18 protein-coding genes are annotated in these 14,369 nt (G+C 56.0%); all 18 read right to left on the reverse strand.

Annotated elements, in window-relative coordinates; genetic code table 11:
- Window positions 1-10: 10 nt before the first annotated feature.
- Entirely contained in the window at window positions 11-919 is a 909-nt protein-coding gene (gene sucD, locus HY868_21885; protein MBI5304801.1) for a succinate--CoA ligase subunit alpha, read from the reverse strand.
- Window positions 916-1,626, reverse strand: a complete 711-nt coding sequence (locus HY868_21890) for a hypothetical protein (GenBank protein MBI5304802.1) — start codon at window positions 1,624-1,626, stop codon at window positions 916-918. The genes sucD and HY868_21890 overlap by 4 nt, the downstream gene beginning before the upstream one ends.
- 1 nt (window position 1,627) lies before the next feature.
- Complete coding sequence (locus tag HY868_21895) at window positions 1,628-2,086, reverse strand: HIT domain-containing protein (GenBank protein ID MBI5304803.1); 459 nt, start codon at window positions 2,084-2,086, stop codon at window positions 1,628-1,630.
- 85 nt (window positions 2,087-2,171) lie between these two features.
- The gene (locus HY868_21900) at window positions 2,172-3,203 is read right to left on the reverse strand and encodes a [LysW]-lysine hydrolase (GenBank protein ID MBI5304804.1); all 1,032 of its coding nucleotides are present in this window, start codon (window positions 3,201-3,203) and stop codon (window positions 2,172-2,174) included.
- Entirely contained in the window at window positions 3,200-4,081 is an 882-nt protein-coding gene (locus HY868_21905; GenBank protein MBI5304805.1) for a DUF86 domain-containing protein, read from the reverse strand. Before HY868_21905 ends, HY868_21900 begins: the two co-directional genes overlap by 4 nt.
- A gap of 24 nt (window positions 4,082-4,105) precedes the next feature.
- Window positions 4,106-4,597 (reverse strand): NUDIX domain-containing protein, encoded by a 492-nt coding sequence (locus tag HY868_21910; GenBank protein ID MBI5304806.1) that lies wholly within the window; start codon window positions 4,595-4,597, stop codon window positions 4,106-4,108.
- 63 nt (window positions 4,598-4,660) lie between these two features.
- The gene (locus HY868_21915) at window positions 4,661-5,092 is read right to left on the reverse strand and encodes an NUDIX domain-containing protein (GenBank protein ID MBI5304807.1); all 432 of its coding nucleotides are present in this window, start codon (window positions 5,090-5,092) and stop codon (window positions 4,661-4,663) included.
- 1 nt (window position 5,093) lies between these two features.
- Complete coding sequence (locus tag HY868_21920) at window positions 5,094-5,492, reverse strand: hypothetical protein (GenBank protein ID MBI5304808.1); 399 nt, start codon at window positions 5,490-5,492, stop codon at window positions 5,094-5,096.
- Window positions 5,493-5,526: 34 nt separating this feature from the next.
- Window positions 5,527-6,630, reverse strand: a complete 1,104-nt coding sequence (locus tag HY868_21925; GenBank protein MBI5304809.1) for an aspartate aminotransferase family protein — start codon at window positions 6,628-6,630, stop codon at window positions 5,527-5,529.
- A gap of 256 nt (window positions 6,631-6,886) precedes the next feature.
- Window positions 6,887-7,528, reverse strand: a complete 642-nt coding sequence (locus HY868_21930) for a DUF3800 domain-containing protein (GenBank protein ID MBI5304810.1) — start codon at window positions 7,526-7,528, stop codon at window positions 6,887-6,889.
- The gene (locus tag HY868_21935; protein MBI5304811.1) at window positions 7,525-8,328 is read right to left on the reverse strand and encodes a [LysW]-aminoadipate kinase; all 804 of its coding nucleotides are present in this window, start codon (window positions 8,326-8,328) and stop codon (window positions 7,525-7,527) included. Before HY868_21935 ends, HY868_21930 begins: the two co-directional genes overlap by 4 nt.
- 2 nt (window positions 8,329-8,330) lie before the next feature.
- Window positions 8,331-8,723, reverse strand: coding sequence for a four helix bundle protein (locus tag HY868_21940; GenBank protein MBI5304812.1), 393 nt, complete (start codon window positions 8,721-8,723; stop codon window positions 8,331-8,333).
- A gap of 53 nt (window positions 8,724-8,776) precedes the next feature.
- Entirely contained in the window at window positions 8,777-9,811 is a 1,035-nt protein-coding gene (locus HY868_21945) for an N-acetyl-gamma-glutamyl-phosphate reductase (protein MBI5304813.1), read from the reverse strand.
- Between the two features lie 194 nt (window positions 9,812-10,005).
- Entirely contained in the window at window positions 10,006-10,488 is a 483-nt protein-coding gene (locus tag HY868_21950) for a GNAT family N-acetyltransferase (GenBank protein ID MBI5304814.1), read from the reverse strand.
- Window positions 10,485-11,816, reverse strand: coding sequence for a M20/M25/M40 family metallo-hydrolase (locus HY868_21955; protein MBI5304815.1), 1,332 nt, complete (start codon window positions 11,814-11,816; stop codon window positions 10,485-10,487). Before HY868_21955 ends, HY868_21950 begins: the two co-directional genes overlap by 4 nt.
- Window positions 11,813-12,511: a 5'-methylthioadenosine/S-adenosylhomocysteine nucleosidase gene (locus tag HY868_21960; GenBank protein ID MBI5304816.1), complete on the reverse strand. Its 699-nt coding sequence runs from the start codon at window positions 12,509-12,511 to the stop codon at window positions 11,813-11,815. Before HY868_21960 ends, HY868_21955 begins: the two co-directional genes overlap by 4 nt.
- A 37-nt stretch (window positions 12,512-12,548) precedes the next feature.
- Entirely contained in the window at window positions 12,549-13,190 is a 642-nt protein-coding gene (locus HY868_21965) for a DUF402 domain-containing protein (GenBank protein ID MBI5304817.1), read from the reverse strand.
- A 187-nt stretch (window positions 13,191-13,377) separates the two neighbouring features.
- Complete coding sequence (locus tag HY868_21970) at window positions 13,378-13,917, reverse strand: DUF4145 domain-containing protein (GenBank protein ID MBI5304818.1); 540 nt, start codon at window positions 13,915-13,917, stop codon at window positions 13,378-13,380.
- Window positions 13,918-14,369 lie beyond the last annotated feature (452 nt).

The following is a 14,369-nucleotide window of genomic DNA, read 5'->3' on the forward strand; positions in this document are numbered from 1 at the left end:
AATGACAGCTTTATTTACTCGCTCTTTGCTTGGGCGTGGATTTTTTCGCCGCGAGTTTTTGCGCGACGAGGTCGGCTACTTCGCCGGGAAAACGCGCGACGGGTACACCCGCGCGTTTGAACGCCGCGATTTTTTCCGCCGCCGTTCCGGTGCCGCCTTCGATGATCGCGCCGGCGTGACCCATGCGTTTGCCCGGCGGCGCGGTCTGCCCCGCGACGAACGCGACGACCGGTTTGGTCACGCACTTTTTGATGTACGCCGCGGCTTTTTCTTCGTCCGTGCCGCCAATTTCGCCGATCAACACAATCGCCTTCGTTTGCGGATCGCGCTCGAACATTTCGAGCGTTTCGATGAAACCCAACCCGTGCACCGGATCGCCGCCCATCCCGACGCACGTGGACTGACCGATCTTGCGTTGCGTGAGCGCGTGAATCACTTCGTATGTCAGCGTGCCGCTGCGCGCGATGATGCCGACGGGACCGGGTCGGCAAATGTTCCCCGGAATAATTCCGACCTTGGCTTTGCCCGGCGTGATCAGACCTGGGCAATTCGGTCCGATCAACAACGCGCCGGTTTCCGGCAATCGTCGCGCGACGCGCAGCATATCCACGACCGGCACGCCTTCGGTGATGCACACGACCAACTTGATGCCGGCATCTGCCGCTTCGAGAATCGCGTCCGCCGCGCCGCGTGCGGGCACGTAAATAACCGACGTGTTCGCGCCTGTTTTTTCGACGGCTTGCGCGACCGTATCGAATACCGGCACCTTGCCCAGCGCCGTTTCGCCGCCGCGACCTGGGGTCATGCCGGCGACCACGTTCGTGCCGTACTCCATCATCTGGCGCGCGTGGAATTCGCCCTCGCGCCCAGTGATGCCTTGCACGACCAACTTGGTTTTCTTGTCAATGAGAATGCTCACGTTTGCCTCTCCGCGAAAGTGTATTTTGCTCCGCCTAATTCACGCACTACCCGCTTGATTTGCCGTACACAATTTGCCGCGCACAATTCGATCTCGGTCGTCGAAAAACGCAAGGCGCGCCACTGATTCGTCTTGGGTAACTTACGCGCGGGACCGCCCAACGCGATGACCACATCGCCGCGTAAACACGGAATCCAGAAATCGACGCGATAGCGAGTCCGCGCATCGCGGACGACAATCTGTCGCTCGCCGCCGATACGTGCGTCTTGCAGCGCGCGCCACAACGCGTCGTCCGCCGCGTTCGCGCCGAGCAGATCGTTGAGCTCGACCGCGCGCGAAAATTTGTCGCCGGTCGTCCAGATAAAAAGCATTCGCCGCCCGCGCGGGCTGATAATCGGGCGCGGCAACGCGATCAGTTGTCCCAGTTGCAATTTGTAGTACGCGTCATCGGCGCGCGGATGATCGGACTCGGCGGGAAACAGATCGCGGCGACGGACGAGTTCGTGTCCGCGCACCGGCGCGTACTCGCGAATCGTCCATTTACACTCGCCGAACGCGCGCGGCAGATAGAACGCGAGATACCGTACCTGGGTCAAATGCGTCGGCGCGTATTTCGCCGGGATGCGATACCAGCGTTCGGCGCGGACGATTTCCAAATCGCGCGGTTGATTGACGAGCGCGACCAACACCCCATCGTCCGCCTCCACATCAATCGTCCTTGATCTGCGCGCGAATTTGTTCCGCGATCGCGTCGAGTTCCTGACGCGAAACTTGTGCGCGGGCGCGCCATTGCAAACGGCGTTCGGTCTCATTGCGCGACATTAACCCATCGCCGGTGAAACGCGGCGCGAGGTGCGCGTGATAGTGAAAGACCGCTTGTCCGCCCGCGCGTTCGTTCGACTGTAGAATCGTCAAGCCGTCCGCATGAAAGGCGGCGCGTAGCGCGCGCGCGACGACGCGCGAGGCGTGCATCACGGCTGTACCGCTGGCGTCGTCAATGTCAAACACATTGCGGCAATGTTTTTTAGGAATGACCAGCGTGTGCCCTTGCGTCACCGGATTGATGTCGAGAAACGCGAGCGCGCCATCGTTTTCGTACACCATCGCGGCGGGCGCGCGCCGCGCGACGATCGCGCAAAAGATACAGTTAAAGTCAATGTTGTCCACTGTGGCTCCAAAAATGACCGCAGACCACCGACCGCCGACTGCAGAAAATTGGCGGCGGTCTGCGGTCAACCGTCAGCCGTTTCCATCACAAACTCGCCAACACGCGCGCGAGCACATCAATCGCGCGCGCGTACTCGTCCAGGTCGAGATGCTCGTTCGGCGTGTGGTCGAGCGCCGAATCGCCTGGACCATACGCGACGATGGGACACTGCCACGCGGGTCCGGCAATGTTCATGTCCGCCGTGCCGGTCTTGAGCACGAACGCCGGCTTGCCGCCCGCGTCGCGAATCGCGCTGAGAAACGCGCGCACGAGCGGATTGCTCTTGTCCGCGCGGAACGGCGGCTCTTCGCTCGAAAATGCGAGCGCCGCGCCGTTCGCAAATTCCGCGATCTGTTGTTCGACACCGGCAATCGTCAAACCGATTGGCACACGCAAACCGATTCGCATTACGACGCGATCCTTAAAACCATCGTCGCTCGAATTGAGCATACGCAACGACGGATCGAGTTGGTCGGGCACGCGCTTGTCGCGATTGTATTCGCTCGCATATGCTGACACGCGATTCCAAAATTCGACGGCTTCTTCAGTCGCCGCGCGTTCCTTGCTCGCGGTGTGCGTCATCGCTTTCGCCATTTCGTAATCCACGAGCACACGCCCCTTGTAGCCGAGCGTGATGCGATCCCAGCCACTCGGCTCGCCGATCACACAGAATTCTGGTGCATATTGCGTAACCGCGAAGCGCGCACCCTTGGACGTCGCGCTCTCTTCCTCGACCGCGCCGATGACGACGAAACGCACACCCTCGCGCGCGCCGACTTTTTCGCACGCGGAGACGAACGTCGCGAGACACCCTTTCGCGTCTACTGCGCCGCGTCCGTACAATTTTCCATCTTCGATACGCGGCTCGATGTAGCCGTGAAACGTGTCAATGTGTCCGAGCAAAATAATGTCGCGCGTGCCTTCGCCAAGAATGCCAACCGCGTTGCCCGCGTCGTCCACGAACGCGCGAAAGCCGCGCGCGTTCATCTGCGCGACGAGATACTCGGCTGCCGCACGTTCCTGGGTAGATGGGCTAAATATTTTGACGAGACCGGTGAGCAGATCAACTGAATTCATTGTTTTTCGATGAACTGCAAAATGTACTGTTGGAATTGTGCAAAATCGCCCAGGCGCGTTTCGAGATATTCGTGCACGCGCCGATCATCTACTTCGGCATAAACATGCACGAGCAGATTACGAAAGCCTGCCATCTTCCGCATAGTTTGCGCGAACTCCGGCAGAATGATTTTATTCTCACCCAAAATGGTGAAAACATCAGCATAGTCTGTTGGCGCGCGAAACTGCTTTGCCGCGATAAGGTGATTTCCAATATCAAGACAGGTTTCAACAGCGATCAAGAAATAATAACGAGCCGCCCCCGTCGCGTTCGGATCGGCAACGAACTGTTCGACAGCGATTTGTGACAAGGTGCGTAGATGTTTGAGATAGTCGCGTTGCACTCGCAGCAATTTTAACACTTTTTCTCGATCAAACATATCGCCTCCTGGTCGCAAAGTGATTAGCAAGGATTCGAGTAATTTATCTTCCGTCGGCTTGAAATCCAGATACGCGTCGCGCGTCTGCGTCTCGTAGGCAACACGAAATGCTTCGTCCTGTGCATAAACCAGGATCCCGCGCGAGACCACTTGCCCCTGAAAGGTAAGTGGATAATTTGTAATCAACCGAACATCGGCATTGCGAATGTTGGCGCGATGCATCAACTCGCTGTACACTTCTAGTTCCGCATTCAACGCCTCGCCAATAGACAAGGACCGTGCGGCAACCAGCGCTATATCCACATCGCTCCAGCGCGTCGCCGAATCAGTTGCCGCCGAGCCATACAAATATGCCAACTGAACCGCCGGATATGCGCGCAAAATCTGCGGCATGTTTTCGCGCAGGCGCTGGACAAGCGTATAGAGATCAAGAGATTCTTTCGAACTAACGGGAATCATTTGAACATCACCAACTGAGCCGAGCTACACATCTCTAGTTGAAAAAGTGTCCCGAATGAGCGTTGCCTGATTCATCTCAAATGAATCAAGAATCCGTTGGCGACCTAACGAACCCATTGTCAGGTTCGCAATCTCTGACCAAGAGAAATACTTGAATTCGGTAGTTTCGTCGCTCACACTCAAGTATCCGTTAATGACTTTAGCTTCAAAGTGAAGCACGACAACCTGCCAACGATTTCCGTCTGGATACTCAAGCAAAATATGCGGATTGGTGTAGACAGCGATAAGGCGCGTGACGCGTACATCAAGTCCTGTCTCTTCTTTCACCTCGCGAGCGCACGCTTCGGTCAAACTCTCACCGGCTTCCATATAGCCGCCGGGAACAGTCCATTGACCGTTATCAGAACGGCGAACAAGCAAGATGCGTTGGTGGCTCGAATCAAAGATTGCGGCAGAACAACCAACAGTCAATCGTCCTTGCTTGCCAACGCGCTCGCCCGAAATCACCTTGACCATATTATTTCCGACGCAGAATGTACTGGTTGCGAAAATTTCGCAGGGCGACCCCGATACGCAAAATCACAGCTTGGTAAAAAGGCAATCGTTCAGTGCGCACAAAGACAGACGCCGAGTTTGCCAGCGTGTCCGCAATGTGCGTCCGCGTCCACGGCAGGACCCGCGGCGGCAACTGACCCACCGAAAAAAATCTACCGCCCGCGTTTCGGGACCTCTGGAAATCGGCGCGCCGCCGATCAATCGCGCCTCGAACAAGTGCATCAGGTTGCCGCCGCGCGACGTTTGCGGATGCCAGTATTTTCCGACGAGCCGCTCAATCGCAACATGATACCCAGACTCTTCGCGCGTTTCACGAATTACGGCTTGCTCCAGCGTTTCGCCCGGCTCGATTCCGCCGCCTGGCAAAACCCAGATACGGAAATCTTCGCGTTTGATCAACAAGACGCGTTGGCGGTCTTCCGTGAAGACGATGGCGCTGGCGCTAGTCGTTGGCATTTTATTTGAGAATTGTCTTGAACCAAGAGCCAACGCCGAAGAGCGAACCCAGGATCATCGCCAGTCCGGTGAACAATCGAATCACGTTGAAATAATCGCGGCGCAAACTGAATGGATCGAGATTGAACTTGTTCGCGCGCGCCAAGTCAACAAAGTACATCAACGCGCCACATGCAAAAAACACTCCGCCGATCAAAATGCCTACGGCGATGAGCAACAACACAGGACTCTGCTTCAACGCGATTTTTTTCTGATCCTTCCGTTCAACCTGCGTGACCAAATCGCTCACTTGGCTCCACGGCAAGCCCGTCCGTTGGCAAATGTCGAAAATCAGGTCGTTGCGCGTGACATGGCGACCGAGTTGGTCAATGATGTATTCAGTCAAGACTTGTTCGTCCATGTGTGTGCCTCCGTGAGCAAGTTGTCGCCGCGACTCAAGCACTCGGTTGATTCAATACATACTCGATCTGATCCGCCACAATATCGAGATCGCTCTTTTCGATCACGAGCGGTGGAAGTAAACGCAACACGGTCAATCCCGCGGGCAGCGCGAGCACGCCGCGTTCCATCAACGCGCTGAGATACGGCGTCACTTTTTGTTTCAACTCGACGCCGAGCATCAAACCCATCCCGCGCACTTCGCGAATCAACGGCGACTCGATGCGCTCCAAGCGTCCCTTCATGTACGCGCCGAGTTCTGCCGCGCGCGCGGGCAGGTTTTCTTTTTCGATGTAACCAATCGCGGCAAGTCCTGCCGCGCACGCGAGCGGATTGCCGCCGAACGTCGAGCCATGGATCATCGGTTCGAGTTTCTTGACGCGTTCGCCGATCAAGATCGCGCCCATCGGCATGCCGCCCGCGATGGATTTCGCCACCGCGACGAAATCGGCTTCCAGCCCGTAGTGCTCGCTCGCGAACATTTTGCCGGTGCGACCGAATCCGGTTTGCACTTCGTCCACGATCAACATCGCGCCGCGCTCGCGGCAAATCTCTTGCAAGCCGAGCAAAAATTCGCGTGATGCCGGGCGCACGCCGCCCTCGCCTTGCACGATCTCGACGACAACACCCGCCGTCTTATCTGTGATCGCTGCGCGCGCTTTGTCGAGATTGTCGAACGGAATGTGCGAGAAATCGGGAACGAGCGGGACGAATGGATCACGGTACTTGGGTTCGAACGTCGCCGAGAGCGCGCCCATCGTGCGCCCGTGAAAGCCGCGCATCATTGCGACGATGCCGGTGCGCCCGGTTGCATAACGCGCGAATTTAATCGCGCCTTCGATCGCTTCCGCGCCCGAGTTGCACAGGAAGACACGGTTCGCCTTGTTCGGCGCAATCGCGACGAGTTTTTCTTCCATCGCCGCGCGCTTGTCGTTGTAGAAAATCTCGGTGAGTGAAATCAACGTGCGCGCTTGCTCGGCAATCGCGTCGGCAACCGCCGCGTTCGCGTGCCCGACATTCGCCGCGCCCTGCCCGCCGACGCAATCAATGTACTCGCGTCCGCTCTCGTCCCATAAATGCGCGCCGTTGCCGCGCACCATCGCGAGCGGACGTTTAGTGTAAACGCCGGACGTATATTTGGATTCAATGTCTGCGATATTCAAGTGCTTGACTCCTTTTGTCACGCGTGATAGAATTTAATCAAGACGGAGACTCGAAAGGGATTCCCGAAACAAAACGGTCTAACCGTTTTACCCCCTTGCCGACACGGTCGCCCTCTGCTGGCTCCCCGTTGGGATGTCCATATTGGCGGCTTTCCTGCGTCATGTACACAGGATAGGCAAGGGGGTGTTATTTTCACGGCAAACTCAACATCACTTTGAGTTTCGAATCCACGTAATCATCAAAAGCCGATTCGCCATGCTCGGTTCTTTCAGCGATGACGCCTGCCACCATGTCTGCATATTGCAAACCATCCTCGCGTTTGGATTCTTTCAAAACGATTGCTTTGAAAATACGCCCGCGCTTTTGATCGCGCCCGAGCTTGGAAAGGTATTGCCGCAACTTTTGAACAAAGCGATGTTTACGTTCGCCATCAATCACCAGAATCGCCTCAGACAATTCTTCTCTCGAAGAGTGCTTGACCATTTCGCCGATCGCATACTCGTACATCTCTTGCTCGCCCCAGTTCTGCGCTTCCGCCGGCAACTGCGCCTTATCCACAACCGCGGCGCGAATTCGCACATCAAGTGAATGCAACAATACGAAAAACGCGGCGCGCACCGCAACCTTGCGCGTATCGTGATAACGAAACTCGAACGTCGCCGGCAAGCCAAGCGCGCCACGCAAGCGGTGCAACTCTTCGCGCAACTGGTCGGGCACAGTCGTTTCAACCATCGCGAGGACGAAATGCGGCGACGCGCCTTTACGAACATTGCCGCCCGCGTCGCCGCTTTCGTCCATAAACGCATAGACGGTCGAGCGCGCTTTGGTCATCATTCGATTACGGTTCCCTTACCCTCAAGTGCTTTGCGAATCGGTTGCTCGACGCGACCGTCGGCAAAGATAACCTGCTTGACTCCCAGCCCCAGCGCCTCGCTCGCACCCAGGACTTTTTTCTTCATGCGCCCTTCGGCGAAATCAATGGATGCTTCGACGCGATGCTTGTCAATGTGCGTGATAAGCGACGCTTCATCCGGGAACGCGCGCAACAAACCTGGGACGTTCGTGAGAATGATCAACTGTTCCGCGCCGAGCGCGCCGGCGATCATCGCCGACGCGCGGTCGCCATCCACGTTGATCGCATCGCCCTGGTAACTGATCGCGAGCGGCGCAATGACGGGAACGTACGCACACTCTAGTAGAGCGTGCAACAGGTCAGCGTTGACTTTTTCGACCTTGCCGGTGTAATCGTCGCGCAAAATACGTTGCTTACCGTTCTCCACGATGCGAATCGCGTCCTTGCGCGTGCCTTCGAGCAAACGTCCGTCCACGCCGGACAAGCCAATCGCGTTGACACCCAGCTTTTGCAAACGCTCGACGAGGAACGTGTTGATCTTGCCGCACGCCGCCATCACGTAAATCTCCAGTGTCTCGCGGTCGGTGTAGCGCGAGGTGAACCCCTGCGGCGACGTGACGTGCTTCGCCGGATGACCCAGCTTCTCGCCCAGCACATTCGACTCGTTGCCCGCGCCGTGCATCACAACGATTTGCTTGCTTTCTTGAACGAGCGCGGCTACATCCGCACAAACGTAGTCGAGATTGATGCCGCGCGAGCCGCCGATTTTGATGACAACCATTTTCATTTCTGATTTCTGATCTCTGATTTCTGATTAGATTGGCGTAAACTTCGACTGGCAGTCTTGTGCGAGGCAGTAAAAATCGCGGTCAACTCATCTGCCTCTTTCAACAAACTTGCGACCCGGCGTTCTGACATCAGTTTTGCCTCCACAACCAACTCGATCCAGTATGCGGATTCGTCCGACTCTTCAATCACAACACCCAGTTTGTTTACAAAATCCTTGGTTGAACGCGCGCGACATGCGGCACGGTAATTAGCGCCGACCGACGTGCCGGCTCGAATCAGTTGGTTAGCGAGAATCGCGGATGACCTCCTTTGCGGTAGTGACTCACAGAGATTGATTGTACGTAGAGCAAACAGTTTCGTCCGCGCTTTGAGATCGTCCCGTGTCATCATCGGCATTGTCACGTCCCCTAAATCAGAAATCAGAAATCGAAGATCAGAAATTAAATCGGGTGCAATCCTGCAAACTCCAACCCCATCGTCTCCGGAAATCCGCACATCAGATTCATCGCTTGCGCCGCGCTGCCTGCCGCGCCTTTCATCAGGTTGTCAATCGCGCAGAGCGACACCGCGCGGCACGTCGCTTCGTCGTACTCAAAGCCCACATCCGCATAGTTCGCGCCAGACAGAATTTTCGGTTCGGGATAGCGATAGATGCCTTGCTTGTCTTTGACAATGCGGACGAATGGTTCGTCTTTGTACGCGCCACGATACGCGCGCCACAAGTCCTTTTCCGTCGTCCCAGGTTTCAAGAAACAATGCGCCGTCGCCAGCACACCGCGCACCATCTCGATAGAGGTGATCGAGAGGTGCACGTTCGTCAAACCGAGTTCCTGTTCGACTTCGCCGGTGTGGCGATGACCGACCGCCGAAAATGTTCGCACCGAGCCGCTCCGTTCGGGATGATGCGACGCGAGCGAGGGCGAATTGCCGCCTTCGGACGATCCGACCTTGATATCCACGATAATCGCGCGCGTCGCATCGAGTAGATTCGCGCGCACAAGCGGTAACAGAGCGAGATTCGTCGCCGTCGCGTTGCAGCCAACTCCGCTTATGTAACTCGCCGATTTCATTTCCGCGCGATGCAGTTCGGGCAAGCCGTACACAAATTTGCTCACCCAGTCCGGTGCGTGATGTTCTTCGCCGTACCATTTCTTGTACGCCGCGAGATCGCGCAAGCGAAAGTCCGCCGAGAGGTCAACGATTTTCGGCGCAAGTTTTGCCAGCGATTCGATGCGTTTTTGCGCTTCGCCGTGCGGCAACGCGATGAAAAGCGCATCGCACGGCTCGATCTGATCGGGAGTGGTGAATTGCAATTTCGTGCGCCCGCGCAGATTCGGATGCACGTTGTACAGGTACTCGCCAACGTGCGATTCGCTCGTCACTTGCGCGAGTTCGACCTGGGGATGCGAAAGCAGAATCCGCGCGAGTTCGCCGCCCGCGTAACCGGAACCACCGATGATGGATGCGCGTAACATAGTCGTGAGTAAGCACGTAACCAAGTAAACAGATAAACAAGGCAATCATTCCGTCTCAGTACATCATAATTTGGGCTGTCATTTCTCGCTTCGCTCGAAATCTCTCCTTGCAAAGCCGTGATTTCTCGGTCGCTCCGCTCCCTCGAAATGACAACTGTGATGTACTGTGTCTAGCCATTTACTTGTCTACCTGTCTACCTATCTACTCCTTCCAAAAAGATTCTCATCTCATTCGTTTGCTTGAATCCAAGCGATTCATAGATGGGCTTGCCCTCATTGCTTGCGTGAAGCGTCACGAGGCAGATGCTATGCGCGCGACACCACGCCATGATCGTTTGCATCAGCCGCTTGGCAAAACCGCGCCCGCGAAAAGCCGGCTCGGTGTACACATTTAACACGTACCCGCGCCAGCGCGCCTGATCGTACGGACTGGGGGGCCAGGCGATCAACCACAACCCAGCTCCAGCGACAACCTTGCCGGATTCGTTTTCGACAAACCATGCGCGATATTCGCCGTTCGCGAGTTTGTCCGCCAGCCATACGCGATACGGTTGGTCCATCGCGTCAATTTGTGCCGGCGTGTCGCGTCCCATTGCCTCAAACATCGCGCGGCGATGCGCGCAAATGATGTCCGCGTCGTCCGGCGTGGACTCGCGGATCGAAAATCTCTCGCTCATCCCGCCACCATCTCGCCGACGACATCGTACAACACGCGCGTACCGAACATCAAATTGTCGAGCGAGATGCGCTCGTCATGCCCATGCACGCGACCCAGCTCGGTCGAGGGCACGAACATCGGGCAAAAGCCGTACACGTGCGTACCCATTTTGCCAACGTGTCGTGCGTCCGTCGCCCCAACGACGAGGTACGGCAAGACGGTTGCTTTCGGTTCGTGTCGCGCCATCACGCGTGTGATCGTATCGAACAACGACGTCGCGTGCGTGGACTCGCGACCCAGGTTGCCATCTTGGAATTCGATCTCGACTTCATTCCCGATGATCGGTCGCAACTCGCGCAAGAAGTCGTCGGGGGTTTCGCCGGGAATCAAACGCGTGTCGCATTGCCCTTCTGCCATCGAAGGAATCACGTTGATCTTGGTGCCCGCTTTGAGCATCGTCGGCGTGACGGTGTTGTGCAACATCGCGTAGAACATGGCGCGCATACCTTCGTCGAGCGGGAGATGGTCGAGCGTCGCGCGATGTTTTTTCGGATCGAGCAGCGCGCGCAAGACGAGATCGTACGGCTTGCCGAGCGTCGCGCCGATGCCTTCGACAAATGTCTTGGTCGTCGTCGTCAGGTGCATCGGCAAATCTGCCGCGCCGATTTTCAGCACCGCGTCCGCGAGTTTCAGAACCGCGTTATCGCGATGCGGTTGCGACGCGTGACCTGGCTTGCCGCGCGTCCGCATCGTAAAGCGCGCGGTCCCTTTTTCGCCGGTCTGCACCGAATAAAAGCGATGCCCCAAAATATCGAAGCCGAATCCGCCGCCCTCGTTGATGGCGTACTCGGCGCGAATCAGGTCAGGATGTTCTTTCACCATCCAGCCCGCGCCAAGTTTGCCGCCGGCTTCTTCGTCCGCGTTCGCCATAAAGATAATGTCGCGCGCGAGCGATTTTCCCTCGCGCTTGAGCATCAACATCACCGTCAATTCCATCGCGGCGAGTTCTTTCGTGTCGAGCGTGCCGCGTCCCCACATGTACCCGTCCGCGATCTCTGCGCCGAACGGTGGATGCGACCAATGCTCCGGCTCGGCGGTGACCACGTCGAGATGCGCCATCAACATAATTGGCGCGGCGCGACCCTCGCCCTTGATACGCGCGACGATGTTGCCACGTCCCGGCGCGGATTCGAGCACGGTCGGCTCGATGCCTTCGCGTTTGAAAATGCCGGCGAGATACTCCGCTGCCTTGGTCTCATTGCCCGGCGGATTCGTCGTGTCAATCCGAATCAGGTCTTGCAAGTACTGTGTCGTTTCGTTACGAATTGCGTCCCAGTTGTGTGTCATTTTGATTTCCATGCAACCTTGAATTTATTTGCCCACTGCGTTATGACCCTGGCTACGTTCCTCATCGTGTTCGGGAGATTCGTCTCAAAGTCAAGCGCGGCTGTTTCATCCGCGCCATCGGAGATGCCGCGAATTTCGATGAACGGCACACCGCTAAACTGACATGCCCGCGCGCCGCCTGCTCCTTCCCAGCCGTTGGCGAGCGCGTTGGTTAGTCCTCGAACCTCTTCCCGTCTTGCTACATCCACGATGTCCTCGTCGCCGCTCGCGATGGCACCGAAGTGGATTCTGAACGAAGCGGCGATCGTCTCGATGTGTTTGAATTCATCGAGCAGTGTCGCATCACTACGGAAACGCGGGAGCATCGGTTTGCCGAATTTGTTGCGTATGTCGTACTCGATGGTCTCGGTTCCGACGACAACGTCTCCGACATCAAGTCTATCGTCCAACGCGCCTGCCGCGCCAGCGCACAGGACTGCGTTCCAATCCGATCCGCAATCAATTAAATGTTGAGTCTGAACCGCAAATTGTGTCTTGCCCAGTCCGCCTCTTGCGAGCGTAATGCCGAGTCCGGGCAAGCGGGTCACTGGTATCCGACCGATGTGAGCGGATTCCGTTGCGAGTCCTTGTTCCGTACAACCTTGGATGAAAAAATCAAGTTCTTGTTGCATGGGGAGAACGATGAGAATTTTCAATCTGATCTCCGAGAGACTACATCATGTTGCATGCCGTTCAGTCTGCGCGTTGCAATACTTTATCCCAGTTCTCAGGAAGTTGCGGGATGCTCCAATTGGATGGCGGAGACCAATATTCCCAACCACTGTTGAACGGCGGCATACCAGAGCGCATGAGCGAAATGACTCGCTCGCCTTCTGTCCGTATCTCGCGTGCCTTTTCCGGAGAAATCAAACCGATATTCTGTGCCTCTAAAAACTCGTCCTGGTCTTTCCAATACCATTCGGATTGGTCTGGACTCACAACGATGTCGAGCAACTGGTCCATATAGTCAAAGCCGATAGCCGTTCGTTCGATGGGATCTTGCAAGTTGATATACCAACCTGCAAAGCGAGTCCGTTCTTTGGACCACATGACGTGAACAGCATGAGTGTTCCCAAAAGCGGTGAGAAACAAAGTATCCCCGTATTCCCATACTTGGTCAACCAATTGCCATTGGGCGTCTGGAAGTCGTGTGCTGGGTTGAACAGGACTGCCGTCCAATGCCCTTGGTATTTTCCAGCAAGTACCCAAAGCCATCCACAAAGCGACCAAGTCTGGAGTATCTTTGACAACAGTTACAGGTTTGGCTGACCATACTCTTCCTCGCCAGACTTCGCGCCATACGATTTGGTCACCTGCTTTCCAATGCAGTGACATGGTTTTGATTGTCTCCGTGTATGCTTGCGAACTGCCACGCCACTCTATCGTAAAAGAATCGCGTGTAACGCTGTAGCACACCGACAACGGTACGCCGAAATACCAACAACGTTCATGCTAACCAACCGACAATGCCAAAAAACGCGCGCGTACCGTTGTCGGCGTCTGTGTGTTTGCTGAAGCGTATTCACTTCATTGGTTTCTTGCCCGCTTCTTTGAGTTTCGCGTTGAGAGCGTCGCGCTTCTTTGCTATCATTATTGGTTGCACATAATAGAAATCGAATAGTGCTTCAAGAACATCAAGGTTCCATTCGGCTTCTTCTGGCTCAACTGGAAGGATTTCACCTGTCCGTTGGCTTTTCATTGGATGGGCGGCGAAGTTCCCTATCTGTCGAACAGCATCAATGACTTGCACCAAATGGCTAGGAAGAGAGCCACTATCAATGACCTGTTGTATTTCGTCAGCCAAGTCACCGTGTTTCACTTTCGCTGCTTTTCGGAGAAGGTTCTGCAAACAACGTCGGCTCAATGCTGCGGATGCTTTGGCACTATCGAATAAGACGATACATGCTTCTGTGTAGTCTTCAGCAAGTTCTGCGGGCACTTCCGATGGACACGGAGAACGACTGCTTCCCTTTGGTCTAATTGGAATGCTGCTAATTCTATTCGTCAGATATATACCGTTCGGAGTTCGTATGATTTTGCCATTTACAAGAAAGAGGTTCATCCTTTTACAGGATGGGCAAGTGAAACACGACACTGCCCAGCCTGCATCTGCATCTTCTCCCAGAATCTCGACGCGCTCATTATCATGAAATTCAACTAGACAATGCATACACTTCATAGCACTCTCCTCAAAGGCGTTTCAGCAAACGTTAGAGCCGCACGACGGCGCGCGCGCTTCGACGTCCTGGTGTCACGCGCCTTCCCGCGCGCGCTGTTGGGCGGCGTATGTTTCGCGATGGGCGTCCACTCTATCGGCTATATGAATACCCACCTTTGCCATCCCAGGACATTCAAACGGAAATCGCCCATCGCGAAACGCTGTAGCACACCGACCGCGCCCGAAGCCGCACGCGAAATGAAGCCACCGTCCAACTGCGGCAACCAAGTTCGCCAAAAACCGCGTACGTGGCGCGGTCGGTGCGCGTGTGTTCTGCGACGCAAGTCGTATCGTTA

The sequence above is a fragment of the Chloroflexota bacterium genome (assembly GCA_016219275.1).
GTDB lineage: Bacteria > Chloroflexota > Anaerolineae > UBA4142 > UBA4142 > JACRBM01.